Annotated in this window: 24 protein-coding genes and 1 riboswitch; of the genes, 16 read left to right on the forward strand and 8 right to left on the reverse strand. The window is 44.9% G+C overall.

Annotated features, from left to right (window positions below):
- Positions 1-156 precede the first annotated feature (156 nt).
- The 6 genes from AC1DCV_RS22520 to AC1DCV_RS22545 form a co-directional block, all read right to left on the reverse strand.
- Complete coding sequence (locus AC1DCV_RS22520; protein ID WP_477025256.1) at positions 157-3339, reverse strand: efflux RND transporter permease subunit; 3183 nt, start codon at positions 3337-3339, stop codon at positions 157-159.
- Positions 3340-3380: 41 nt separating this feature from the next.
- Positions 3381-4451, reverse strand: coding sequence for an efflux RND transporter periplasmic adaptor subunit (locus AC1DCV_RS22525; protein ID WP_477025257.1), 1071 nt, complete (start codon positions 4449-4451; stop codon positions 3381-3383).
- A gap of 43 nt (positions 4452-4494) precedes the next feature.
- Complete coding sequence (locus AC1DCV_RS22530; RefSeq protein WP_477025258.1) at positions 4495-5850, reverse strand: TolC family protein; 1356 nt, start codon at positions 5848-5850, stop codon at positions 4495-4497.
- A gap of 25 nt (positions 5851-5875) precedes the next feature.
- The gene (locus tag AC1DCV_RS22535; RefSeq protein ID WP_477025259.1) at positions 5876-6490 is read right to left on the reverse strand and encodes a TetR/AcrR family transcriptional regulator; all 615 of its coding nucleotides are present in this window, start codon (positions 6488-6490) and stop codon (positions 5876-5878) included.
- A 12-nt stretch (positions 6491-6502) separates the two neighbouring features.
- Positions 6503-7108, reverse strand: coding sequence for a TetR/AcrR family transcriptional regulator (locus tag AC1DCV_RS22540; RefSeq protein ID WP_477025260.1), 606 nt, complete (start codon positions 7106-7108; stop codon positions 6503-6505).
- Positions 7109-7379: 271 nt separating this feature from the next.
- Positions 7380-8639 (reverse strand): pyridoxal phosphate-dependent aminotransferase, encoded by a 1260-nt coding sequence (locus AC1DCV_RS22545; RefSeq protein WP_477025261.1) that lies wholly within the window; start codon positions 8637-8639, stop codon positions 7380-7382.
- 383 nt (positions 8640-9022) lie between these two features.
- Here AC1DCV_RS22545 and dnaN point away from each other — a divergent pair, with 383 nt between their 5' ends.
- From dnaN to AC1DCV_RS22560, 3 genes are all read left to right on the forward strand, one after another.
- Positions 9023-10141: a DNA polymerase III subunit beta gene (dnaN, locus tag AC1DCV_RS22550; protein ID WP_477025262.1), complete on the forward strand. Its 1119-nt coding sequence runs from the start codon at positions 9023-9025 to the stop codon at positions 10139-10141.
- A gap of 344 nt (positions 10142-10485) precedes the next feature.
- Positions 10486-11325, forward strand: coding sequence for a sterol desaturase family protein (locus tag AC1DCV_RS22555; protein WP_477025263.1), 840 nt, complete (start codon positions 10486-10488; stop codon positions 11323-11325).
- 47 nt (positions 11326-11372) lie between these two features.
- On the forward strand, positions 11373-11624 hold the full coding sequence (locus AC1DCV_RS22560) for a hypothetical protein (protein ID WP_441572854.1): 252 nt from the start codon (positions 11373-11375) through the stop codon (positions 11622-11624).
- A gap of 2 nt (positions 11625-11626) precedes the next feature.
- Here the strand turns inward: AC1DCV_RS22560 and AC1DCV_RS22565 are convergent, their stop codons facing one another.
- The gene (locus tag AC1DCV_RS22565; RefSeq protein WP_477025264.1) at positions 11627-12103 is read right to left on the reverse strand and encodes a lipocalin-like domain-containing protein; all 477 of its coding nucleotides are present in this window, start codon (positions 12101-12103) and stop codon (positions 11627-11629) included.
- Between the two features lie 127 nt (positions 12104-12230).
- Positions 12231-12337, forward strand: a riboswitch (TPP riboswitch).
- Between the two features lie 53 nt (positions 12338-12390).
- Here AC1DCV_RS22565 and thiS point away from each other — a divergent pair.
- From thiS to thiH, 7 genes are all read left to right on the forward strand, one after another.
- Positions 12391-12594: a sulfur carrier protein ThiS gene (gene thiS / locus AC1DCV_RS22570; protein ID WP_477025265.1), complete on the forward strand. Its 204-nt coding sequence runs from the start codon at positions 12391-12393 to the stop codon at positions 12592-12594.
- Positions 12595-12678: 84 nt separating this feature from the next.
- A complete protein-coding gene (thiC, locus tag AC1DCV_RS22575; RefSeq protein WP_477025266.1) occupies positions 12679-14535 on the forward strand; it encodes a phosphomethylpyrimidine synthase ThiC in 1857 nt (618 codons plus the stop codon).
- The gene (locus AC1DCV_RS22580; RefSeq protein ID WP_477025267.1) at positions 14532-15113 is read left to right on the forward strand and encodes a thiamine phosphate synthase; all 582 of its coding nucleotides are present in this window, start codon (positions 14532-14534) and stop codon (positions 15111-15113) included. The genes thiC and AC1DCV_RS22580 overlap by 4 nt, the downstream gene beginning before the upstream one ends.
- Entirely contained in the window at positions 15089-15841 is a 753-nt protein-coding gene (locus AC1DCV_RS22585) for a hydroxymethylpyrimidine/phosphomethylpyrimidine kinase (RefSeq protein WP_477025268.1), read from the forward strand. Before AC1DCV_RS22580 ends, AC1DCV_RS22585 begins: the two co-directional genes overlap by 25 nt.
- A complete protein-coding gene (locus tag AC1DCV_RS22590) occupies positions 15838-16470 on the forward strand; it encodes a thiamine phosphate synthase (protein ID WP_477025269.1) in 633 nt (210 codons plus the stop codon). Before AC1DCV_RS22585 ends, AC1DCV_RS22590 begins: the two co-directional genes overlap by 4 nt.
- Entirely contained in the window at positions 16458-17231 is a 774-nt protein-coding gene (locus AC1DCV_RS22595) for a thiazole synthase (protein ID WP_477025270.1), read from the forward strand. The genes AC1DCV_RS22590 and AC1DCV_RS22595 overlap by 13 nt, the downstream gene beginning before the upstream one ends.
- A 31-nt stretch (positions 17232-17262) precedes the next feature.
- Positions 17263-18375, forward strand: a complete 1113-nt coding sequence (gene thiH / locus AC1DCV_RS22600; RefSeq protein ID WP_477025271.1) for a 2-iminoacetate synthase ThiH — start codon at positions 17263-17265, stop codon at positions 18373-18375.
- A 418-nt stretch (positions 18376-18793) separates the two neighbouring features.
- On the opposite strand, the gene AC1DCV_RS22605 is transcribed toward thiH, so the two are convergent.
- Positions 18794-19249: a ferritin-like domain-containing protein gene (locus AC1DCV_RS22605; RefSeq protein ID WP_477025272.1), complete on the reverse strand. Its 456-nt coding sequence runs from the start codon at positions 19247-19249 to the stop codon at positions 18794-18796.
- Positions 19250-19509: 260 nt separating this feature from the next.
- Between AC1DCV_RS22605 and AC1DCV_RS22610 the strand changes: the two genes are divergently transcribed.
- The 6 genes from AC1DCV_RS22610 (at position 19510) to AC1DCV_RS22635 (ending at position 24960) form a co-directional block, all read left to right on the forward strand.
- Positions 19510-19662 carry a lmo0937 family membrane protein gene (locus AC1DCV_RS22610; protein WP_477025273.1) on the forward strand — a complete coding sequence of 51 codons (153 nt, stop codon included), beginning with the start codon at positions 19510-19512 and terminating at the stop codon, positions 19660-19662.
- 262 nt (positions 19663-19924) lie between these two features.
- Entirely contained in the window at positions 19925-20635 is a 711-nt protein-coding gene (locus tag AC1DCV_RS22615; protein WP_477025274.1) for a ferritin-like domain-containing protein, read from the forward strand.
- A 29-nt stretch (positions 20636-20664) separates the two neighbouring features.
- Positions 20665-21498, forward strand: coding sequence for a ferritin-like domain-containing protein (locus tag AC1DCV_RS22620; RefSeq protein WP_477025275.1), 834 nt, complete (start codon positions 20665-20667; stop codon positions 21496-21498).
- Between the two features lie 94 nt (positions 21499-21592).
- Positions 21593-22741, forward strand: a complete 1149-nt coding sequence (locus AC1DCV_RS22625) for an esterase-like activity of phytase family protein (RefSeq protein ID WP_477025276.1) — start codon at positions 21593-21595, stop codon at positions 22739-22741.
- A 45-nt stretch (positions 22742-22786) separates the two neighbouring features.
- Positions 22787-23233: a copper resistance protein NlpE gene (locus AC1DCV_RS22630; protein WP_477025277.1), complete on the forward strand. Its 447-nt coding sequence runs from the start codon at positions 22787-22789 to the stop codon at positions 23231-23233.
- 125 nt (positions 23234-23358) lie between these two features.
- Positions 23359-24960, forward strand: a complete 1602-nt coding sequence (locus tag AC1DCV_RS22635; RefSeq protein WP_477025278.1) for a DUF6377 domain-containing protein — start codon at positions 23359-23361, stop codon at positions 24958-24960.
- The last annotated feature ends 12 nt before the right edge of the window (positions 24961-24972 follow it).

The following is a 24972-nucleotide window of genomic DNA, read 5'->3' on the forward strand; positions in this document are numbered from 1 at the left end:
GATGATTTATATCCACAAAAGTAATACGCCGTAAATAAAGATGGAATGTGAAAAGGAAAGAACTACTTGTTAATATCAAAGAAAAAAGAAAGCCGGGATATGACTATCCCGGCTATTACCTAAACCTACAACTGTTACACTGTTAGTAACATATCTTTAATTCGAATGAATATCACTCAGCGGTACTTCTTCATAAGCAGCCACCATACGTTGTCTGATATAACGTTTGGTAGACAGCTTACCAATTCCAAACTTCGCCATCACCTTATCTACCACCATGTATACCACCGGTACCACAATGAGGGTCAGGAACATGGAGCTGATCAAACCACCGATGATGGCCCAGGCTAAACCATTTTTGATAGCACCTACACCACCCGTTGCCAATGCAATAGGTAACATACCGATCACCATCGCGATAGTGGTCATCAGGATCGGACGCAAACGTGCATTATTGGCATGTATCAGCGCCTGATACGTGCTTTGGCCTTCCTCCTTCATCTGGTTGGTAAAGTCCACCAGGATGATCGCGTTCTTCGCCACCAACCCAATCAACATGATGATACCTAATATGGTGAAGATGTTCAGCGTATTGTTGGTCAATGCCAGTGCCAGCAGGGCACCGATAATCGCCAGCGGGATAGAGAACAATACCACAAACGGATAAATGTAGTTGTCGTACAGCGCCACCATGATCAGGTATACCAGTACAATAGAGATCAGCAACGCCGCGCCCAGTGTACCAAAGGAATCCCCCTGGTTTTMAGCATCCCCGCCAAACAGGTAACTGATGCCTGTTGGTTTACCCATCTTAGCCAGCTTGTCGGTAAACTCCTGCGTTACCGTACCGGAAGGACGACCCATTACCTGTGCCTGCACAGATACAGAGGTGTTCTTATCCCTTCTTTCCAGGTGGCTCGGGCCGGAGCCTTCTGTTACAGCCGCAAACTGCGACAACTTAATCAGCTGGCCTTTATCATTGATGAACTGTATATTGGATACATCGTCCAGGTTCTTTCTGCTGAAATCATCAAAACGGATGTTGATATCGTATTCATAATCGCCCTGGCGGAATTTCACTTTAGAATCATCTGCAGTACCACTGAAGGCCGTTTGCATGGTTCCTCCCACGGCATCCAGGGTAAGCCCCAGCGCGGCCATCTTATCACGATCTACCTGTACGTTGATTTCCGGATTACCATCTTCTACAGACAGTTTTACTTCCGTGGCACCACTGATGGTTTTAAGGGTATCCATCGCTCTTTTAGCGTAGTTCATTACACTATCGAGTTCCGTGCCCATTACGATCAGCTCTACCGGCGCTCTCTCCGCTGTACCCATGATACTCACTGCCGTAGTTTTCACTTTAACGCCCGGTAAGATGTTCTTCAGCTCTTTCTTAATCTTTGCCGCATAAATATCTGAAGCATCCGCACGTTTCTCCGGATCTACCAGCATTACCGTGATCTCTGATTTATAGGCGGTAGACTGTGAATTACCAAAACCATCTTCACTGGTTTGACCAACGGTAGTGATCAAACGGGTGATTTCCGGTTTCTTGTTGAGATATTTTTCAGCAGTCCTGGTAGCGAGATTGGTTTGATCTACAGACGCATCCTTTGGCATTTCCAACATCACAATGAATTGCCCGCGGTCACCCTTAGGGATAAACTCACCTCCGATATATCCTTTACCTAATAGCATGAAAGAGGCGAACAATAAGCCTACCGCCACTATCAGGGTAATGGCCTTATGCGCCAGCGCCCAGCGCAGGATATCAGTCATCCAGCTGGTGAACTTCGACAACTGCGCTTCAAACCAGAGGATAAATTTCTCAAACCAGTTTTTCCCAGTGATATGTTCCAGTCTACCAAAGCGGGAAGACAACAACGGTACAATCATAAAGGAGGAGAGCAAACTCAACATGGTAGATATCATTACCACCACGCAGAACTCACGCAAAATTTTTGATACCAGCTCATTGGTTAAAGAGATCGGCAGGAACACCACCACAATTACCAATGTAATGGAAGTAACGGTGAATCCTATTTCTTTTACCCCATCAAATGCAGCACGTACACGGTTTTTACCCATCTCCATGTGGCGATAGATATTTTCCAGTACCACAATGGCATCATCCACCAGGATACCTACCACCAGCGACAAGCCCAGCAAAGACATGAGGTTAAGCGAGAAGCCCATCAGCTTCATACCAATAAAAGTAGCGATCAGGGAAGCCGGAATGGAGATCATTACGAAGATGGCACTGCGCACACTATGCAGGAACAACAGCATTACCACTGCCACCAGCGCTACCGCCAGGATAAGGTCATGTATTACGGAGTCGGCTGATTCCAGCGTAAAGTCGGAGGAATCATTTGCCACCAGCATCTTCAGATCATTAGCAGCATAGTCTTTTTCTATCTGAGCGATCGTCTTCTTCATTTCCTCACTCACTGTTACCGCGTTGGCATCCGTTTGTTTCTGCACCTGCAGTGCAATGGAACTCACGCCATCTACACGGGCAATACGATCCGCATCTTTCTGGGCATCCTGTACATCAGCTACATCTGTCAAACGCACCTGTGTGCCATTTTCTGTTGTTTTCAACACCAGGTTGCGGAGCTGATCTACGTTTTTATATTTACCCGCCAAACGGATCAGGATCTGCTCATTGGCAGTTTTCACTTTACCGGTTGGGAAGTCCAGGTTGGCATTGGTGATCAGCTGACGCAGCTGCAGAATAGATAAATTAAATGCCTGCATTTTCTTCGGATCCACATTCACCTGTATTTCCCGCTCCTGGCCGCCAATCAGCGATACCTGGGCCACACCCGGCAACCGGGATAATAAAGGTTGCAGTTTCTTATCTACCAGGTCATAAAACTGCTTGTCGTCCATTTTAGCGGTGGCAGACAGCGTCATGATAGGTAAATCATCCAGTGAGAATTTGTTGAGGGAAGGAGGTTTCGCATCGCCTGGCAAGTCCGCCAGGATAGCATTTACCTTACGTTGCGCATCCTGTAATGCAATATCCACATTGGCATCGTTATTCAACTCAACGGTAATAACAGACAAGCTTTCAGAGGATTTGGAAGTGATCTTTTTGATCTTTTCCATGGATGCAATCGCATCTTCAATCTTCTTGGTAACACTGCTCTCTACCTCGTTGGGAGACGCTCCCGGGTAAATAGTAGCTATCGTTACGATAGGGGAGCTGAACTTAGGCAACAGCTCATAGTTCAACGATTTATAACTCATCACCCCCAACAGTGTGAGGATGGTAAATACCACCACCACAATCGTAGGTCGCTTAATCGATACTTCAGTAATCTTCATGTTGCAAAAATTTGTTCAAACACCAGATACATTTTCCTCGCTTACTTCGTGGCGGCTTGAACCGCTACCGTAGCACCTTCTGTCAGGTTAATCTGACCACTGGTGATAACGGTATCACCTTCGTTTAGCCCTTCCCGTATTTCTACCTGGTCACCGATAATACGACCGGCAACCACTTTACGTTTCTTGGCCACATTACCGTCCATGATATATATTTCGTTGCTGTTTACGCCACCAACAAAAGCAGTGCGTGCAATGAAAATAGTTTTATCCGCTTTAGGATCTACGAAGTGTGCAGTACCGTACATGCCTGCTTTCAGATCTTTGCCCTGTACATTGCTTACTTCCATTTCCACGGGGTAGTTCAGGGAGTTGTCGCCTTTGGCAGCGATAAAGGTGATGGTACCTTCATACTTTGTTTCCGGGAAAACGTTGCTGGTAACAGCTACTTTCTGACCGGTTTTGAGTGTTACCACCTGACCTTCCGGAACAGATACCGCGAGTTTCAGCCGGGATACATCTACGATGTCGAACATTTTGTTGCCAACAGAAAGGTAAGCACCTTGTTCAATGTATTTTTTGTTGATGATACCGGAGATAGGTGCCTTCACATACGTATCGCTCACGCGGCGGCTTGCAGCCTCATAGCGTGTTTTAGCGATGTCGTACTGCAGGCGGGCATCGTCCATTTGTTTTTGTGTAACGCCACCTGTCTGGAAGGCGCTTTCATATCTTTCTTTATCTACTTTCAACTGGTTGAGGTTAGCTTTCGCAGATTCGAGATCTGTGCTTACGATCTGTGCATCTATATAAGCAATAGGTTGTCCCTGTCTTACTACACTACCTTCATCTACCAGTAATTTGGTAATGCGGCCGGCTGTTTCTGCCAGGTAAGACAGCTCACGAACAGGTGCAAAGTTTCCATTGGCCAGGAAGCCCTGTGAGAAATCGTTGCGGGTTACTTTCTGCACCAGCACAGGGATATCGCCAATATTACTTTGTTTTACGAATTCAGTTTTGGCCTCATTGGCTTTTTTATTAGCGTTGAGCTTCCACATGATCAGTACCACTGCACCTATTGTCACTACGCCCCAGATTATAAACTTTTTCATCTGCAAATAGTTTGATTGTCTATCGTTATTTTCGTTTATACGTTTAGTTGAGGAGGTCTTTTAAACTTCCTTTGCTTTTTATGATTTCCAGCTCTGCCAGTTTATACTGCAGCAGGGCCTCGTTGTAGCTGTTCTGTGCATCTGCCAGGGAAGTTTCTGCATTCAGCAGATCCGTTAAACCAGCCAGACCGAGTTTGTAGTTATTCTGCGTAGAATAATATACTTCGTTGGCCAGGTCCATATTTTCCTTTTGAGTGCTGATGGTAGATAAATTACTACGCACCATCAGTTTGGCATTTTCATAATCTGTATTGAGCGACAGTTCCGTGTCTTCCAGTTGTTTGCCCAGCTGACGCAGGGTAACATTTTGCTGGTTTACTTTAGAGCGGCGGCCAAAACCATCGAAGATGGGAATCTTCAATGACACACCGATAGCGGCGGCACCAAACCAACTGGTAGAATTAGATGGATCTTTCGAAAAGGCGAATTGCTGACTCATCCCGTTGTAGGAATATCTTCCAAATAATGACAGTGATGGATAGTATTCTGCGAGATAAGCTTTCTTCTGAAACAACTGTAACTCTTCCTGCTTCTTCAGTAATTTGTATTCTGTTCTGTTGGCCAGGTTCATATCATCGTACTGTAATACGCCGGCAGCCTTGTTTTCAATATCCTTCAGAGAGGCAGGTGGCAGCAGAAACATAGATTGCAGGGGCATACCCATTACCCGTTTCAGGTTATTGGTTTGCGTAGCGTACTGGTTCAGCAGTTGTGTGCGTTGTGTAACGTAATTGGTAAGATTCACCTTGATACGGTCCAGGTCGATTTTCTTGGCCAAACCATTATCAAACTGTGATTTAGTGGCGCTTACCAATTGTGTGAGTTTCTCTATATTACTATTGGTCGTAATAATTTTCTCCTGTGTTACGAGCAACTGGTAATAAAGTTGAGATACGTTATAGATCAGGTTTTCAACAGATTGTTCTGTTTGTATCTTATAATACTCTTCTCCTGATTTAGCTGCTTTGAGGCCGGTAAATACCGCCTGGTTGAAGATCTGCTGACTCAGTTCTGCGCCAACAGTAGCATTGTATTTAACACCAAAGGCTACCAGGATAGAACTATCTGGCTTGCCAAATACAGCACCCGGAATGAGTGACTTCTGTAACATCAGGTTATCAGTGTAAGAGGCATTACCATTCAGTTGTGGCAAAGCCTGGGAGCGAACTTCCTGGGTTTTATATTTACCCATTTCTTCGTCCATCCTGGTTTTGGCCAATTGCTTGTTATTACTTAATGCAAACTTCAGAGCTTCCTGTAAGGTGAGCTGCGTTTGGGCATAGCCATTATACACCCCTATCCCCAGTAGGAGGACAAGCGTTAACTTTAATCGCTTCATAAATTAAATCAGTTAGCGTAGTAGTTTATTCTTCTTCTTTTATATGCAGATACTGGTTGGCCAGTTTGTGTCCTTTGATAGTGGCAATTCCCAGTATAAAATGGGCGGTTACCTGTTCCATTACCGCATGCATTTCAAACTGATCTGCCGGGTATTGTATCGGATCAAATGCGGCCTCCAGCTGCAGCTGACGCATACGTGCTACAATATCTATGTGGAGGTTCTGACGATATAGGCCTTCCGCCATTCCTCTTTTTAAATTTTTTTTGATGTTACATAGCATCCCATCTTCCTTAAAACTCTCAATGCTTTTCCAGGTATCCGGATGATACTTCTGGATCTCATATAACATCACCGGGTTCAGGGTTTTAGCCATATTGGTAACATACTTCATGTTACGTACCATCTCTTCAATAGCATTGTCTGTGGTTTGCAGACATTCTGTGAAATAGTTAATGTGATTAGATAACAACTGCTGCATCCCCTCATCTATCAACGCCTGTTTGTCTACAAAATGCTCATATACTGTCTTCTTCGAGATACCGCAATCACGTGCTATGTCAAACATAGTCACTCCCTTCACACCATAGGTTCTGAACATTCTCAGTGCCGTTTCCAGTATCCGTTCTCTCACCACCATGATTTCCGTTTATTACGCCTTTATTCCTTTAATGAAGATCTCCAGCAGTTGTTTTTGTTTATCTATAATATTGCCCATCATTTCATCATCGAGGTCCATATCTTCACGGATATGATCAGGAACAGAAAAGCGTAAGCCCATAAGTGCCTGTACTAATACTTCCGCTGTTAGCACGGGATCTTTTACATTAAACTCTCCTGAAGCAATACCCGCTTTAATGATGTCTGTATGGATATTAAATTCACGTTGTTTAGCTTTCTTCTTTTCTTCCAGGAAGAATTTGGAGTTGTCCTGTATTATTTTAAATATCTCGAGCCGGCAGAATTTACTGATGAAGTCTTTCCGGATATCAATGATATTATATAATGCTGTTGTTGCCGATTTCACTTCCACTGCTTCTTTTTCCATTGCCTGAAAATAGACTTCTGCAATTTTTTGCAGCACCGCGATGTGCATCGCTTTTTTATCCGGGAAGTAATAATACAGCGATGCTTTGGAGCAGTGAAGATCATCTGCTATTTCGTTCATCGTTGTTTTAGAAGCGCCATAATGAGTAAAACGCTTCAGAGCCGCCTCAAGGATCTTATCCCTCATTTCATCTTTAGCTTCTGTTTGCATCAACTTTTTGACTTTTTTAGTTTCAAGGTCAAAATTAGGAACTTTTTTGGATATAGTAACTAAAGTTGACCATTTAACAGGTATTTAACTTTTCGATGGTAAAAGTCAGAAAGTCAGAATCAGGGAAGCAAAAGGCATAAAGCAAAAAGCTACTATAGCGAGTAAGCTAAGCGATTGATAATTAATCAATAAACGCTTAAATCACTCGCTATAGTAGCTTTTTGCTTTATGCCCTCTCCTTTATGCCTGGGCTATCTATCTGCTTATTGGCTTATTTTAATTTCTCCAGTGCGGCCTGCAGTTTTTCGAGCATAGCCGGGATCTCTTCTTTCACGCAGGTACCTACGCTGAGGCGATACCATGGGGAGTTTTTAGCAGATCCGAAAGCATAGAACGGCACCAGGGCTATTTTAGCTTCATTCAGAATGTAAGAAGTAACGGCAGCCTGATCTGCAAGTGTAGTACCATCAACCGTTGTTTTGCCTACCAGGTCAAATTTAACGGTGAGGTAAATAGCGGCCTGCGGAGCAATGGCTTCTACCTGGTGACCGGCTTTTTTCAGTTTGTCGAAGCCCTGGTAGATTTTCACCAGTCGCTCTTCGATTTCACCTTTAAAATGTTTCAGGTAGGTATTCACATTCTCTTTCTGTACCAGGTAGCGGGCAGCAGCTTTTTGTTCTGCCATCGGGCTCCAGGCTCCTACGTGAGAGAGGATAGATTTCATTTTAGCGATCACGTGTGCAGGTCCTAACGCCCAACCAACTCTTACGCCGGTAGCAGCAAAGGCTTTACTCATACCATCGATGAAGATGGTGTAATTGCGCATGTCAGGACGGAGGGTCACCGGGTTGTGGTGATGTGTTTCACCGAAAGTGAGTACCCAGTACATCTGATCGAACAATACGTAGAGTGGCTTTTCGTCAGCACCCCTGCTTTTATTTTCTGCCAGTACGAGGTCGCAGATTTCTTCCAGCTGTTGTTTGCCGAAGGCAGTACCGGTTGGGTTCTGCGGTGAGCAAAGCGCCAGGAGGGTAGCTCCTTTCAGGAGTGGTTTTAATTCAGCCGCAGTGGGCATGAAATCATTTTCCGGTTTGGTTTCCAGCACTACGTGTTCTGCTTCCAGGAAGTGGGTGTAGTGGTTATTGTTCCAGGAAGGAGTAGCATACACTACTTTTTCACCACGATCCAGAATCGTTCTGAAAGTAGCGTAGATGATAGGACGACCACCGCAGGAAATAACGATTTCCTTTGCAGGATCGTAAGAGAGACCTTCACGCTCAGCTATAAAATCACCTACTGCCTGTCTTAACTCCGCGATACCATCAGCAGGAGGATAATTAGTGAGGTGCTCCTTATAGGCTGTTATGATTTCCTGTTCAAATTCAACCGGGATAGGAAATACCTTCGGGTCAAAATCGCCAATCGTGAAATTGTAGATCTTCTCACCCTTGGCCTGTTTCTCCTTTATTTCAGCTGCTAACTTAATGATTTCGGATCCAATCAGTGTTTCGGCTAAATGAGACAGTTTCATAACCTGCTTTTTTTTGTTGGTTTGGAATAATTTTTCAGCGCGGCAAAAGTAACCGATTTGAAGATAATTTAAAAGAATACCCTAATTCTTTTCACATTCATCAATAATCAATAGTAGTTATTACATCTCATCTAAACAAAAGGCGTTTTTCAATCTTTCTATCTAGCATTATATTAAAAACAAATGTATGAATACCTGCAAATCGTTGTGTAAAACCACGTTATCTTCGTGTATAAGATGTGATGAAATTAGGGAGAACGACAAAACTTTCTATCTTTGTTTACAGTACATTTGACCTTTTATGAAAGGTAACTATGTGAATCAGGGCTTGCACGCCTAAGGTTACCCAACAACAAAAAATGATAAGCAAACTTATATAAATCATGAAATTTATTGTTTCTTCCTCTACTTTATTAAAACAATTACAACAGATCAGCGGGGTTATCAATTCTAACACAGTATTGCCTATACTGGAGGATTTCCTATTCTCGATTGACAAAAACGAACTGACTGTAGTTGCTACTGACCTGGAAACTGTTATGCGGGTGAAGCTGGAGGTAGAAGCCAAGGAAACCGGACGTATCTGTATTCCGGCGAAGATCCTGATGGACTCTCTCAAAAATCTGCCTGACCAGCCACTGACTTTCCACATTGACCTGAATTCCTACGCAGTAGAAATCACTTCAGACAATGGTAAATACAAGGTAATGGGCGAAAATCCGGAAAACTTCCCGAAAGAGCCGGCAGCTGACGACACTACTTCTTTTACCATGTCCGCTACCGGTCTGGTAACCGCTATTAATAAAACACTGTTTGCCGTGAGCAACGATGACCTCCGCCCTGCTATGACAGGCGTGTTCTTCGAAATTGCACCGGACAGTCTCACCTTTGTAGCCACCGATGCACATCGCCTGGTGAAATATGTAAGAACAGATGTTACCTGCCCACAGGCCGATAGCTTCATCGTCCCTAAAAAGCCGCTGAACCTGTTGAAATCGGCCTTGCCTGATAACGATTCTCCTATCAAAATAGCTTATAGCCAGAACCACTTCTTCGTGCAGCACGAAGGCGCCCAGATGATCTGCCGCCTCATTGATGCCCGTTTCCCTGACTATAAAGTAGTAATACCAAAAGATAATCCTTACCGCCTCACCGTGGTAAAAAGCGACTTCCAGAATGCTTTAAAACGTGTAGGTGTGTTTGCCAATAAAAGCACCAACCAGGTTGCCCTTAGCATCACCGGTAGCGAATTACAGTTATCCGCTCAGGATGTGGATTTCTCTTTTGAAGGTAACGAGCGCATGAACTGCCAGTACACCGGCGATGATATGCAAATTGCTTTTAATGCGAAATTCCTCATCGAAATGCTGAACGCTGCAGAAGGCGATGAAATCTCCATCGACCTGGCTACTGCTACCAAAGCAGGTATCCTCAGACCTTCTGAAAAAGAAGAAAATGAAGATCTGCTGATGCTGGTAATGCCACTGATGCTGAATAACTAGTCGGCTACTGTTAGCTAAATGCTAAAAAGAAAAATACTTATAGCTAAAAACTTATACATAAAGCAATCTCTAACAAAGAGGTTGCTTTTTTCTTTGTCTATGGCCCAAAAGAGGCCTTTTATTATTCCCCAAATAGTTGTAATTTTTAACCGGAATCAGTGGTTGAAATACACCAGCAGGTTCATGACAGTAAGAAAGGATAATAACAGTAACGCATATATGATTGCTGTGTATTATAATATAAGATCACTTCCCCCATATCCACTGTATAGATTTTGTTGGCCTGGTCAGGAGAACCAAACATAGCGCAGAGTAACATACGACTATATATATTTTACCATCATATGGTAACCTTTTTTGAACATATTCCGTCTGTCTATCGTACTGCTATTTTAATGAGCGGCCTTCTGCTGTTATGGATCATTGAGGGCATGGCGCCCCGGTTCCGTTTCGGCAACAAACGCTATAAACATGCAGGTACCAACCTGTTTTTTACACTCACCACCGTGATTGTAAACACCGGGCTGGCCTTCCTTATTGTAAAAGCATCCCTGTGGACCAGCGCACACCGCTTTGGCCTCCTTTACCTGACACAGCTTCCTTTATGGCTTCATACCATACTCGCCCTGCTGATGCTCGATTTCATCGGCGCCTGGCTCATACATTGGGTCCAACACAAAACCGGCTGGATGTGGCAATTTCATAAAATACATCATATAGATACGCAGATAGATGCTACCACCGCCCTGCGGCATCATCCGGTGGAAAGCCTGTTCAGGGTAATCGCACTCTTTGTTGCCATCGTTGCCATGGGAGTACCCTTCTGGATGGTGATGTTTTATCAGAGCCTGTCGGCCTTAATGTCGCAGTTCAATCATGCTAATATTCACCTGCCAAAATGGTTGGATAATGCACTTAGCTGGGTGATTGTATCACCGGACATGCACAAGGTACATCACAGCCATCACCAGCCGGAAACAGATGCCAACTACGCCAATATATTCTCTATCTGGGACCGTTTGTTCGGCACTTTCGTTAAAGTACCGGATACTCTTGCCATACGCTACGGATTAGATGAATACCAGGATGCTCGCTACCAGGAAATAGGCGCCTTGTTAAAAGTACCCTGGGAACATACCAATGTGCTGGAAGAAAATGTAAGCAGTCAACATAACAACCTATAAACGATAAACAAATTATTCCTTCACCTGTTTTCAAAATACGAATACATATGCAACACTCAACAGCCTTAACAAAAACAGCCTGTATATCAGCGCTCATCATTGGCGTACTATCGGCCGCATTTGCCTTTAGCACCAAAACGCCCTCCTATGCTGTCACCGCAGGTTCAGTAGCGATCATCATAGGTTTGATATCCTTATTTATAGGAAGAAAAAATATTGACGATATGCAACTCGCCGCCGCCGGTATATTTATGGCTGTAGTAGCCTGCCTGGTAGGACTCTGGCAGCTGTACAATTGATTTTAATTATGCTTGCGGTACTTTTCTATATAGCCCTCTGCGGCTTTAACCGGGAATAATACCAGTGAAGTATCCGACAGCTCTTTAATAATAGTAGTATCCACAATAGTGGATGTGTCCTTTACACCTTCGGAATGATTCCATAATAGTAAGGTGTCGTGCGTCAACCTCCATTTTTCGTATACAAGCGTATACATATTAATGGATTTGGCGGTTCCGTTCTTTCTTAGTTGAAAACCCTGTGTTTCTTTATCCAGGCCTGCTACAGGCTGTACCCATTTCCCTATGAGCTTAACTGCATCCACATGCAGTGTATCCGCAACAGCAGCGATGCTGTCAGTAATGCCGGCATTACTGCTGTCTGCGATACTTACCAGGCTGCTATCATCCGGCAATTCCTCTTTCACCACCTCCTTATTCTTAGCCCCATTACAAGCAACGGCCAGTATCAATAAACACACTAAATTGAATCTTACCATGATTTAAAATTACGAATTACGAATTACGAATTGCAGGTTTCTGATAAATAATAATGCTGATCTTCCCACAAATCCGTAATTCATAATTCGTAATTCGCAATTTCTAAAAATTTGTATTACTTTTAGGCCTACACTTTAGGGGTGTTTATCCACTAGTATAGCGGATAAACTGAGATGATACCCTCAGTACCTGAAGCAGTTCATACTGCCGTAGGGAAAAGTAACTGAACCTTTCTCATCTTTCCACATCCTTAAAGTTTATTGTTTCACCTAAATTCCAATTTATCATGGAAGTGCATGTAAACAATAAACTTTATGCGGTGCAGCCAGGAATAACCATTGCTGCACTCTTACAGTTTATTCAACTCTCTGCTCAAAAAGGCATTGCGGTAGCCGTCAATAACCAGGTAATTCCCAAAATCCACTGGGAAAACCAATCATTATCGGCTGCGGATAGTATTACTATTATCCGGGCAACACAAGGCGGTTAATCCCGTTTCAACAAATTTCGTATAGCCTCTTCCGTAGTAATTAACTACGGAACCAACATTTCTATCTGTAAAAATCCAGACATCATGCAACAACAACCTGCGGCCATTAGCCGCACACCATTTCCTGCATCAGAAAAAATCTATGTAGACGGTAGCATCCATCCAATAAAAGTAGCCATGCGTAAAGTAACGCTCACGGATACACGTATGCACGGAAAAAATGGCGAGTCCATCCCCAATGCTCCCGTTGTCATCTACGATACCAGCGGTGCATTTTCCGACCCCAACATCGATATCGATGTCAGCACCGGCATCCCCCGCATCCGCGAAGAATGGATTAACGCGAGAAAAGACGTGGAACAACTGCCGCAATACACCAGCCCATTCGTGAGAGAACTGATGAAGGAAGGCGGAAAAATGCCGCTGATGAGCCATACACATAAACCCCTTCGCGCCAAAGCAGGGCAAAATGTAACACAACTATACTACGCACAACAGGGTATCATCACCCCTGAAATGGAATACATCGCCATTCGCGAAAACCAATGCGCCGACAAATTATATGAAGCTAATAACCCACTGTGGGAACAGCATAAAGGACAAAGCTTCGGCGCCAATACTCCCGTAAAATATATCACACCGGAATTTGTTCGCCAGGAAATTGCTGCCGGCAGAGCCATCATTCCTTCCAATATCAATCACCCCGAAAGCGAACCAATGATCATTGGCCGCAACTTCCTGGTGAAAATAAATGCCAACATCGGCAACTCCGCAGTGACCTCCAGCATTGAAGAAGAAGTGGAAAAAGCCGTATGGTCGTGTCGCTGGGGCGCCGATACCATCATGGACCTGAGCACCGGCAAAAATATCCACGAAACAAGAGAGTGGATTATCCGCAATTCACCCGTACCCATTGGCACCGTTCCTATCTATCAGGCACTCGAAAAAGTAAACGGAAAAGCAGAAGCCCTCACATGGGAAATTTTCCGCGACACCCTCATAGAACAGGCAGAACAAGGCGTTGACTATTTTACCATTCACGCGGGTGTTTTATTAAGATATATACCGCTAACGGCTAAACGTACCACCGGTATCGTATCCCGCGGTGGCTCCATTATGGCCAAATGGTGTCTGGCGCATCATAAAGAAAACTTCCTGTATACCCACTTTGAAGAAATCTGTGAAATCATGAAGGCCTATGATGTAGCATTTTCTCTGGGAGATGGACTACGCCCCGGCAGCATCGCTGATGCGAACGATGCCGCACAGTTTGCGGAACTGGAAACTCTCGGCGAACTCACCAAAATAGCCTGGAAGCACCAGGTACAGGTAATGATAGAAGGCCCCGGCCACGTGCCCATGCACCTGATCAAAATCAACATGGACAAACAACTGGAACATTGCCATGAAGCACCTTTCTATACCCTCGGTCCATTGACTACCGACATTGCACCCGGCTACGATCATATCACTTCCGGCATAGGCGCCGCCATGATAGGCTGGTTCGGCTGTGCCATGCTTTGTTATGTAACCCCTAAAGAACACCTGGGATTACCTGATAAAGAAGATGTACGTCAGGGTGTGATCACTTACAAGATAGCGGCACATGCGGCAGACCTCGCGAAAGGTCACCCCGGCGCCCAACACCGCGATAATGCCCTCAGCAAGGCCAGGTTTGAATTCCGCTGGGAAGACCAGTTTAATTTATCCCTGGATCCGGAAACTGCACGGTCTTATCACGATGAAACATTACCCGCGGAAGGTGCAAAAGTGGCGCATTTCTGCTCTATGTGCGGACCAAATTTCTGCTCCATGAAAATTACCCAGGAAGTAAGAGAGTTTGCCGCCAAACAAGGACTGGAAGCCGAAGAAGCGATGGATGCAGGTATGAAAGAAAAAGCCGCCGCCTTTGCAGAACAGGGTGGAGAGATTTATTTATGATCTGGATTGTCACATCACCGGAGCAACTACACGAAGAAGAGCGGATAATAGCAGCGCTGTTATCCGCCGGCGCTTCGCGCATAGTACTCAGGAAGCCAGGCTGGACGGCCGAACAATATGTGGCCTTGCTGGATGCCATAAACCCGGATTGTTATGATCGTCTTCTCATCCGCGATCAGCCATTACTGGCAGCCCGGTATGGGCTTGCCGGGGTACATTGGAGCGGAGAAGCGAAAGCCTTTCACGCCACCGCATTGTATCGGGAAAACAGCACAGGTATTCATTCATCAGGCGAAATAACGTTAACGGATAAACGATACAACCTGTTATTGCTGAGCCCTGTATTCAACAGCATCTCCAAACCCGGCTATCATGGCAGGGCAGGGGGCATGCTGACCAATAAAGACAGCCGTCCGGTACTCGCTTTAGGTGGTGTGAATCATACCAACATCATCTTACTAAAACAATGGCAGTTCGATGGCGCGGCTTTACTTGGCGCCATCTGGAAAACACCAGCGAAAGCTGTTGACAACTATTATCGCATTCAGCAATTATGGAACAAGAGCGACCTTACGTAATGAGCTTTGCCGGCCTGGACCCCAGCGGGGGAGCAGGTTTGCTGGCAGATATCAAAACATTTGAGCAACACCGGGTATCAGGACTGGGCGTATGCACGGCTATTACCGTACAAACACCAGAACAGTTTATATCAGTAGAATGGCTACCGGTAACGCATATACTGGCCCAGGCAAAACCCTTACTTGGCAACCAAAAAATACAGTATTGTAAAATCGGTATCATGGCAGATATACAATCCCTGCAGGAACTGGTGCGACAGGTAAAACAACTGTCTCCCGGTATCCGTATTATCCTGGACCCTGTACTCAAAGCATCTGCAGGATACACCTTCCATGACAGTATACAATATCAGGCATGGAAAGAGCTGCTGTCTGAAATATACCTGCTCACCCCTAATTACGATGAGGCGTTGATGTTATCCGGTCTTACTGACGGAGAAGCCGCCGCCAGGGAATTGTCCGCCCGGTGCGCGGTATTGCTGAAAGGTGGACATCATAAAAATAAACCGGGGTATGATACCTTATACACCGGTGATGTTATACATACTTTTAAGCCGGTGCTGAGGGAGGTTTTCCCCAAACACGGCTCTGGTTGTGTATTATCTGCCGCTATCACTGCCGCTTTAGCCCATGGTCAATCATTACATGATGCCTGTGCTAATGCGAAAATATATACGGAGCAATTACTCGCCAGTCATTCATCATTAACAGGATATCATCACATATGATCAGCACATTACATTATATATCTCAACCAGCTCATACAGACAATATCCTCGCGGCCTGCGATGCCGGCTGCAAATGGATACAGCTGCGTATCAAAAACGAAACAGCGGAAACCGTTTTACCCGTTGCCGAAGCAGTGAAAAAAATCTGTGACCGCTACCAGGCATCGCTCATCATCAATGACTATCCGCAGGTGGCGGTAGCCGTAGGAGCTGCAGGTGTACACGTAGGCAAACTGGATATGACCGTTGCTGCTGCCAGAGCCATTACCGGCAACAATATGATTGTAGGCGGCACCGCCAACACCCTGGAGGATATCCTCCAACATGTAGCAGATGGCGCCAGCTACGTGGGAGTAGGACCTTACCGGTTTACGACCACCAAGCAAAACTTAAGTCCTATACTGGGCCTGAGTGGCTATCAACAAATTTTACAGGCATTGCGACAAAGAAATATATCCATTCCCCTGGTAGCCATCGGTGGCATTTTGCTGGAAGACATTCCCGCGCTGATGGAAGCAGGTGTACATGGCGTAGCCATTAGCGGTTTAATCACCCAGGCCAGCGACAAACAAACGATCGTAGCACATATTCATCAACAGTTAAACCATACCCCTACATGGAGCCTTTAATCATTGCCGGCAAACAATTTTGTTCCCGGCTGTTTACCGGTACTGGTAAGTTTTCTTCTCCGGCCATCATGGGAAGCGCCCTGCTGGCTTCCGGCAGCGAACTGGTAACCGTAGCGCTGAAGCGGGTAGAAATGGATAACAAAGCAGATGATATGCTGCAACACCTGGTACATCCGCGGATCAACCTGCTGCCCAACACTTCCGGGGTGCGTACCGCCAAAGAAGCGGTATATGCCGCGCAACTAGCCCGGGAAGCCCTGGAAACCAACTGGATAAAACTCGAAATACATCCGGACCCCCGCTATCTCATGCCGGATCCCATAGAAACCTTACTCGCGGCCACAGAGCTGGTGAAGCTGGGCTTCGTGGTATTACCTTATGTACATGCAGATCCGGTATTATGCAAACGCCTCGAAGAAGTGGGTACAGCGGCCGTGATGCCGCTGGGCGCACCTATTGGTAGCAATAAAGGTTTAAAAACCTTCGACTTTCTGGAAATTATTATCGCACAAAGCAATATACCGGTGATCGTAGATGCAGGTATCGGCAGCCCTTCACATGCAGCACAGGCCATGGAAATGGGTGCCAGTGCAGTGTTAGTCAATACCGCCATTGCCATTGCCCGGAATCCGGTGCAGATGGCAGCTGCTTTTAAGGCAGGCGTGGAAGCAGGTCGCGTGGCTTATGAAGCAGGGCTACCTGGCAGCAGCCACCATGCCGTTGCTTCCAGCCCGTTAATCGCCTTTCTGGATGAGGCATAAATCAATTTTATCATCTAATTAATCCTTCATCATGTTTAAAAGCATATTTGATCAGTATGAGTGGAATGAGGTAAAAGCCGGTATCTATGCTAAAACATCCAGGGATGTAGAGCAGGCCCTGCACAATCAACGCCGCTCGCTGGACGATTTTGCCGCCCTTATCTCCCCGGCAGCTGCGCCTTACCTGGCACAGATGGCCGCCATCAGCAATGCCCTTACCCGGCAACGGTTTGGCAATACCATGCAGATGTACATTCCCATGTATCTTTCTAACGAGTGTCAGAACATTTGCACCTATTGCGGATTCAGCCTGGATAATAAGATCAAACGCAAAACCCTCAGTCCTGCGGAAATTTTGTTGGAAACAGCTGTTATCAAGGAAATGGGATTTGATCATGTGCTGCTTGTTACCGGGGAAGCGAATCAGCAGGTAGGAACCGACTATTTTAAGAAAGTGCTGCAATTGCTGCGTCCTCATTTCTCAAATATTTCCATGGAAGTGCAGCCAATGGATGAACAAGACTACAGGGAGTTGACAGCAGAGGGATTGCATGCTGTGCTGGTGTACCAGGAAACATATCACCAGGACGACTATAAAAAGCACCATCCCAAAGGGCGGAAGTCGAACTTCGACTACAGGCTGGAAACTCCCGACCGGCTGGGCCGGGCGGGTATTCACAAAATGGGGCTTGGCGTGTTAATAGGGCTGGAAGATTGGCGGACAGACAGCTTTTTTACGGCGTTGCACCTGAGTTACCTGGAAAAAAAGTACTGGCAAACAAAATACAGCATCTCCTTTCCGCGGCTGCGGCCCTTTTCCGGCGGACTTACCCCAAAAGTAGTCATGGATGACCGGGAGCTGGTACAACTGATTTGCGCTTATCGGTTGTTGAACCAGGAAATTGAATTGAGCATTTCTACCCGGGAAGAGGAAAAATTCAGAAATAATATTGTGCATCTGGGGATTACAGCGATGAGTGCGGCTTCCAAAACCAATCCGGGCGGTTATACGGTAGATGCACAGTCACTGGAGCAGTTTGAGATTTCGGATGAGAGGAGTGCGGCCGCGATAGCTGGAATGTTGAAAGAGCAAGGCTACGAGCCGGTTTGGAAAGATTGGGACCCCGCTTTCTCTGAAAAATAAAAAAGGTGGCTGGTTAGACCACCTGACTATTATTGTTGTTTTTCATGGGGAGGTTAAAAAGTCATACAAGAGTTACTTCTCTCAATCAGGATAAAGGTAGCACCCGGTGCAGAATATAAAAAGCGTAAAACCAAACTGAACAAAATGAACAAGCCCTAGCCGACTGAACAGGCTCTCATTTCCTAATTCACTTTTGGGGGCTGAACGGGCTTTAAATACCTAGCTTAAGGGCCATAAAAAGGGCTGCTTCAAACGCTGAAGCAGCCCTGTACCGAAAATCCCGTAGTTGCCATATTACTTATTAATATAAGTATGATTGGAATCTCATTAATTCAAAAGTAATATGGCTATCCTGAACAACCACCTTCCGCAGTGGTTTGAACAAAAAGAACAGGCACAAACCGAATGCACAAAATGCCTATTGGCTAACTACATCTCTATAACTCTTAATGGTATCGTGCGCTTCCTTCAGATTGGCCTGCTGACCTGCGATGAGCTCACGTACACTATAAGGCATGGAAGTGTCACTGCCCAGCGCATCTGCATAAGCGCGTTGTACGGCATCTTCCCCATACTCACAGGAGGAGAAAAGGGAATATCTGTCAGTTCCGGTGAAAGTAGTTTTGATAGACATCCAGGTACGATATAGTTTACCGCTGATGGTAGTATCTGTTTCTGCATCTGCTCCCTGCGCCACTAATTGTTGATTCAGTTCTGCTACATATTTCACACTATCATTAATCATATGCTGAAACAATGCTTTCACATCTGCATCATTACTGGCAGCCTTCGCATTTTTGTACCCTTCTATCCGGTCGTTATTGATTTTTACGAGATCACTTAAAAGGGTTACCAATTTTTCGTCCTGTAGCATAATCAAAAAATTTATGGTTAAAAAAAATAGGTGCTGGTATATACCAATTTCATTTTCAAAAATGCATCCATTTTACTAAACCCTTTATCATAAAGTATTTCCGGAGAGAAGTGCTTATAATTCCCGTCCTTTTTTTTCTCGGATGGTGGAGAAGCTTCCACAACACAACGGTGTCAACAATGCTGAGATGGCTGTAAACAAAGCGATTAACTTCTTGGCATAAATTTTTTAGTAGTAGAATTGAATCAAATCCTTTAAACATGAGCAACCTTCTTTATGTAATTGCCGTAATTCTTATCATAGGATGGATACTTGGTTTCTTTGTTTATTCAGCAGGAGGATTAATACATGCTTTGCTTGTGCTGGCTATTATTGCGATCCTTGTAAATATAATCAGAGGCAGGGCCTTATAGGATTACGCTGCACCTTCTTATTCCTTGTTTAGTATGTTGCACAGCACATATTAGGCAAGGAATTTTTGTTTTACCCAAGGCTGTTTTACCTACTGAAAATATTTTCACTTTTTTAAAACCGCTTTTCACAAGACCCCGTATATCACGATCAGGTGTCAGCGCGAGCGTACCTGCCGGCATCCATGAAACCCGCTACTGTTACACAACAGAGCATTGTGATCATGTATTATCTCATCACATAAAATTTTACATTATGCACATTATGAAGAACCCCTCTCGGGACGAGGGTAAGGAAGTTATGCCCAATATGCAGCGCCGGAACTTTCTGAAATACCTGGGTATGGGCTCTGCACTTGTTACCGCAGCCACTGTGGTAGCCAGTTGTAACAAAAATGATGATGACAACAACCCCGGCAGCAATGGTGTAAGTCTTGGTACCGGAGATGTTGCAGTGTTAAATTATGCTTATGCACTGGAACAACTGGAAGCCGCCTTTTACACACAGGTAGTGAATTCACCCTATGCCGGTATGACCTCCACTGAACTGGATTTCTTTCAAAATATCCGGGATCATGAAATTGGTCACCGTGAATTTTTCAAAGCAGCCCTCAGCACCAGCGCAATTATCGGACTCGAGGTAAATTTCAGTTCCATCGATTTTTCTAAAAGAGACAGTGTGCTGGCTACCGCTAAAACGTTTGAAGATCTCGGCGTTTCTGCTTACAACGGCGCCGCACAATACATCTCCAAAACCCCAACAGGACTGGTTTACCTTGGACTGGCAGGAAAAATTGTATCCGTAGAAGCACGTCATGCGGCGTATATCCGCGACCTCATTTCTCCGGGATCATTTGCTGATTCGGATGTAATTGATGCCAATGGTTTGGATATGGTGAGAACACCTGCACAGGTGTTTGCAATGGCCGGCGCATTCATTAAAACCAAAATAGATACCAACACTTTACCGAAATAAGATACTTCACCTGTTAAAACTCTGATCATATGGATCTTCTCAATATTTTCAAGGAAATCGAAAAAATCGATCCTGAAGTATACGACAGGCTGGACACCCGCCGTAACGCCATGAAGCAATTTACAAACCTCAGCGGTAAAATTGCATTGGCAGCTATTCCATTTGCACTCGGCAGTATGTTCAACAAAGCTTATGCGCAAACCAGCGGTACTTCTGTGGTAGATGTGTTGAAATACGCACTCACACTGGAATACCTCGAAGCCGCATATTATACCAAAGGCGTAAATACTGCAGGTCTTATTACTGCACCGGCCGCACAGGCAGCTATTCAAACCATACAAAAGCATGAAAATGCACACGTCGTATTTTTGAAAGGTGTATTGAGCAGTTTGGGTACTTCACTGGACAGTCCTACGTTTGACTTTACTGCCGGTGGTGCTTTCCCTACTGTTTTCAGTGACTACAATGTGTTCCTCGCCATTGCACAGGCATTTGAAGATACCGGTGTACGTGCTTATAAAGGACAGGCTGGTAATATTCAGAGCAATGCTACGGTGTTAACTGCCGCATTGAGGATTCACTCTGTAGAAGCCAGGCATGCTTCGCATATCCGTTCTATGCGCCGCGCCATCGGTCAGTTTGGCGCCACTACTGCCCTGAAACCATGGATCACACTCAATCAGAGTGGCATTGCCACTACTGCGGTAAATGCTACTTACGCCGGTGAAGAACTAACCTCACAGGCGGGTGTAAATATTTCTGCATTGGGTAATATAGGCGCAGACAGAGCGTCTGAATCATTTGATGAACCATTGTCAATGGACCAGGTATACGCCATTGCCAAACTATTTATAAAAGCTTAAATACGCTATATAAGTTGGTCAGATGGAGAAAAGGCCGGCTCTTTTGGGCTGGCCTTACTTGCGTGGTATGCGGGAGATTTCCTAACTTGCCGCCATGAAAAAATACCTGCTTTTTCTGAGTATACCCTTGCTGTTGTTCATCTCCAGCTGCAGTACCTCCCGTAAAACAACCACTGCTGCCAATGGTTTCGGACAGCTGAAATTCATAGGTCAATATATTGTTCCGCATAACCTTCCTTACAACGGCACCGTTACCGGAGGTTTGTCCGGGATAGATTATGATGCCACCACCGGCAATTACTATCTCATTTGCGATGACCGCTCAGCATTAAATCCTGCACGCTTTTATACGGCGCGGCTTTATTTTTCTGACAAATCTTTTGACAGCATACAATTTACTGCTGTCACTACTTTACGGCAACCTAACGGCAACGCCTATCCCGACAGTAAAACCAATGCTGCGCTGACTCCCGATCCGGAAGCGTTAAGATATAATGCTAAAAAACACTGTCTGGTATGGAGCAGCGAAGGGGAGCGGATCGTGAATGAAAAAGATACCATCCTTACCAACCCCGGTGTATATGAAATCACCACAGCTGGTCAATACATTGATTCCTTTATACTACCAACACAATTCAGGATGCAGGCTACCGAAAATGGGCCGCGCAGAAATGGCGTGTTTGAAGGACTGGGATTTACGCCCGGATATCAATATATGTTTGTGAGCCTGGAAGAACCCCGTTATGAAGATGGTCCACGGGCAGATGTACGCGACACAACGGCTTATACCCGTCTCATAAAATATGATAACAATACCCGGCAGCCGGTAGCACAATACGCCTATAAACTGGAACCGGTAGCATACCAGGCCAGTCCGGCCAATGCCTTTAAGGTAAATGGCATATCCGATATCATGGTACTGTCTGATCATAGAATGCTGACAATAGAAAGATCCTTTTCCACCGGCGTAAAAGATTGTACCATTAAAGTTTTTATGACAGATGTAAGTCAGGCTACTGATATCAGTGCTGTTAACTCACTCAGGGAAGACACCCATTTTAAACCAGCTACCAAAAAACTCCTGCTGGATTTTGTGAGCCTGGGAAAATATATAGACAATATTGAAGGGGTGACCTTCGGTCCTGTTTTACCTAACGGGCACCAAAGCCTGGTTTTTGTGGCAGATAATAACTTTTCGGCCATAGAGGAAAGCCAGTTCTTCGTGTTTGAAGTGATCCCGTAAAAACAATAAGGTGCAATGGTTGTTATGAACATAAAACCTGCTTTTATGAAACTCTTGCCATTACTGTTAGTATGCGTAGCCTTTGTTGCCTGTCAACATGCCGGCACTAATACTGGTGCTGTGGATAGTTCGGGCATTAACCCCACCGGTGCAGATACGGCCACGTGGATTACATATAGCGGTACCTTGCCCTGTGCAGACTGTGAGGGTATTGTGACGGAGCTGGCCCTGCACCGGCAACCCGATAATCGGTTTACACTGAAAGAAACCTACCAGGGGAAAAATCAGACCTTTCCCAGTGAAGGTACCTATTCTGTGCTGCATGGTACCCATTCCGACCCTGCCGCAACCATCATCCTGCTCAATCCGGATAAAGACAAAAACCTGCAACGCTGCTTTCAACAAATAGATGAGAATGAACTGAAGATGCTGGATATAGACATGAAAGCCATAGAAAGTAATCATAATTACACCCTAAAAAAGGTTTTATAGCATTTTTACAACAAAATTGAATGATAAACAGGCGTCGGTTTAAAATAAACCGGCGCTTTATATTATATCAAAAAAGTCGCTTAAATTTAGCGGTGACCTGTGATCTTTTATCATTCAATCATGCTATGAATCGAATTCTGGGCTATCTGTTTTTATTTATATTAATTGCTACCCACGCCTATGGCAAAACGCCTACGGACAGTTTGCTCCGGGAGCTCAATAAGGCCATGGAGAAATCTGCCATTTACGATTCCATTAAATTAAAGGGTATTGATAGTATAAAGCGCCGCTTACCAGCCGTAGCTAATAATACCACTGCGCGGTTTCACATCTACCAGCAGTTATACAACGCTTACAAGGTTTTCAATTTTGATTCAGCTTTTGTGTATGCCCGGCAGCTGGAACAACTGGCTATACAGCTGCATGACCCCGTGCTTATTATAGAATCGAAAGTAAAGATTGGCTACGTGCTATTGTCATCGGGCATGTTTACTGAAACAGCCGCCTTTGTCAATGCCATTGACGCTACCGGCGCACCAGACAGTTTAAAAATTGAGTTTTACCTGATGAAAAGCCGGCTTTACTTTGATTTGGCCGACTATAACCAGGATAAGTACTATACGCCTGATTATATTAAGCGGGCCAGCACCTATATTGACTCCGCCTTACAACTGATACCTGTCAATTCCTTTGAGTACCGGTACAATAAGGGGCTACAACTTTTTAAATTGGGAGACATCCCCGGCGCACTGGCCATCTACCCCAACCTGGATGCACCGGGTATCGGCGACCGGAGATTGGCTGTATCTGCCTGTACGTTGGGGGCTATTTATGAGGCCATGCACAATACAGATACCGCTATTGCGCTCATGACCAGATCCGCTATTGCTGATATCAGGTCCTCTACCAAAGAAACAATGGCCAGCTACAGTCTGGCTACCCTGTTGTTTGAAAGAGGCGATATCAAGAATGCCTCCCATTGTATTGAAAGAGCCATCGGAGAAGCCGTGTTTTATGGCGCCCGTCAACGCAAGGTGATGGTGAGCAGCATATTGCCGATTATTGAACATGAAAGGATTAATACCGCAGAAGAGAGAACTAAGTCACTGTTGATCTACGCCGCCATTGTTACCCTGCTGTTGGTAGCCCTTGTAGTATTGGCCATTACCGTTTTCCGGCAGGTGCAAAAACTTAAAACAGCCCAGCGGATTATCACTGCCGCGCATCTTAAACAACAGGAGATCAATAACCAGTTGCTGGAAGCCAATAAAATAAAAGAAGAGTATGTAGGCTATTGCTTTAATATCAATGCCACTTATATCGGCAAAATAGAAAAGCTCAAACAAAGCCTGGAACAAAAGCTGGCCGATAATAAACCCAATGAACTAAAGTTCCTGGTGAATAATATTAATATCCGGCAGGAACGGGAAGAACTCTTCACCAACTTTGACCGGGTGTTTCTTAAAATATTCCCTCACTTTGTAGGAGAGTTTAATGCCTTCTTCGATAAAGAGAACCAGGTGGTTTTAAAAGAGAATGAGTTACTGAATACTGACATCCGGATCTTTGCCCTGATCCGGATAGGTATCAATGACAATGAAAAAATTGCCCGTATCCTGGAGTATTCTGTTAATACCATTTACGCCTATAAAACCAAAATCAAAAAGCGCTCTTTAATCCCCAGCGAAGAGTTCGAAAACCGTATCATGGGCATCAAAGCCTTGTAAAAAAGGATGCAA

Source organism: Chitinophaga sp. 10T418 (assembly GCF_056394125.1).

Excerpts from the sequence above, each read along its gene's own strand:
- AC1DCV_RS22525 (WP_477025257.1), bottom strand. The coding sequence starts at position 4,451 with ATGAAAAAGTTTATAATCTGGGGCGTAGTGACAATAGGTGCAGTGGTA.
- AC1DCV_RS22530 (WP_477025258.1), bottom strand. The coding sequence starts at position 5,850 with ATGAAGCGATTAAAGTTAACGCTTGTCCTCCTACTGGGGATAGGGGTG.
- AC1DCV_RS22535 (WP_477025259.1), bottom strand. The coding sequence starts at position 6,490 with ATGGTGGTGAGAGAACGGATACTGGAAACGGCACTGAGAATGTTCAGA.
- AC1DCV_RS22540 (WP_477025260.1), bottom strand. The coding sequence starts at position 7,108 with ATGCAAACAGAAGCTAAAGATGAAATGAGGGATAAGATCCTTGAGGCG.
- AC1DCV_RS22545 (WP_477025261.1), bottom strand. The coding sequence starts at position 8,639 with ATGAAACTGTCTCATTTAGCCGAAACACTGATTGGATCCGAAATCATT.
- dnaN (WP_477025262.1), top strand. The coding sequence starts at position 9,023 with ATGAAATTTATTGTTTCTTCCTCTACTTTATTAAAACAATTACAACAG.
- AC1DCV_RS22555 (WP_477025263.1), top strand. The coding sequence starts at position 10,486 with ATGGTAACCTTTTTTGAACATATTCCGTCTGTCTATCGTACTGCTATT.
- AC1DCV_RS22560 (WP_441572854.1), top strand. The coding sequence starts at position 11,373 with ATGCAACACTCAACAGCCTTAACAAAAACAGCCTGTATATCAGCGCTC.
- AC1DCV_RS22565 (WP_477025264.1), bottom strand. The coding sequence starts at position 12,103 with ATGGTAAGATTCAATTTAGTGTGTTTATTGATACTGGCCGTTGCTTGT.
- thiS (WP_477025265.1), top strand. The coding sequence starts at position 12,391 with ATGGAAGTGCATGTAAACAATAAACTTTATGCGGTGCAGCCAGGAATA.
- thiC (WP_477025266.1), top strand. The coding sequence starts at position 12,679 with ATGCAACAACAACCTGCGGCCATTAGCCGCACACCATTTCCTGCATCA.
- AC1DCV_RS22580 (WP_477025267.1), top strand. The coding sequence starts at position 14,532 with ATGATCTGGATTGTCACATCACCGGAGCAACTACACGAAGAAGAGCGG.
- AC1DCV_RS22585 (WP_477025268.1), top strand. The coding sequence starts at position 15,089 with ATGGAACAAGAGCGACCTTACGTAATGAGCTTTGCCGGCCTGGACCCC.
- AC1DCV_RS22590 (WP_477025269.1), top strand. The coding sequence starts at position 15,838 with ATGATCAGCACATTACATTATATATCTCAACCAGCTCATACAGACAAT.
- AC1DCV_RS22595 (WP_477025270.1), top strand. The coding sequence starts at position 16,458 with ATGGAGCCTTTAATCATTGCCGGCAAACAATTTTGTTCCCGGCTGTTT.
- thiH (WP_477025271.1), top strand. The coding sequence starts at position 17,263 with ATGTTTAAAAGCATATTTGATCAGTATGAGTGGAATGAGGTAAAAGCC.
- AC1DCV_RS22605 (WP_477025272.1), bottom strand. The coding sequence starts at position 19,249 with ATGCTACAGGACGAAAAATTGGTAACCCTTTTAAGTGATCTCGTAAAA.
- AC1DCV_RS22610 (WP_477025273.1), top strand. The coding sequence starts at position 19,510 with ATGAGCAACCTTCTTTATGTAATTGCCGTAATTCTTATCATAGGATGG.
- AC1DCV_RS22615 (WP_477025274.1), top strand. The coding sequence starts at position 19,925 with ATGAAGAACCCCTCTCGGGACGAGGGTAAGGAAGTTATGCCCAATATG.
- AC1DCV_RS22620 (WP_477025275.1), top strand. The coding sequence starts at position 20,665 with ATGGATCTTCTCAATATTTTCAAGGAAATCGAAAAAATCGATCCTGAA.
- AC1DCV_RS22625 (WP_477025276.1), top strand. The coding sequence starts at position 21,593 with ATGAAAAAATACCTGCTTTTTCTGAGTATACCCTTGCTGTTGTTCATC.
- AC1DCV_RS22630 (WP_477025277.1), top strand. The coding sequence starts at position 22,787 with ATGAAACTCTTGCCATTACTGTTAGTATGCGTAGCCTTTGTTGCCTGT.
- AC1DCV_RS22635 (WP_477025278.1), top strand. The coding sequence starts at position 23,359 with ATGAATCGAATTCTGGGCTATCTGTTTTTATTTATATTAATTGCTACC.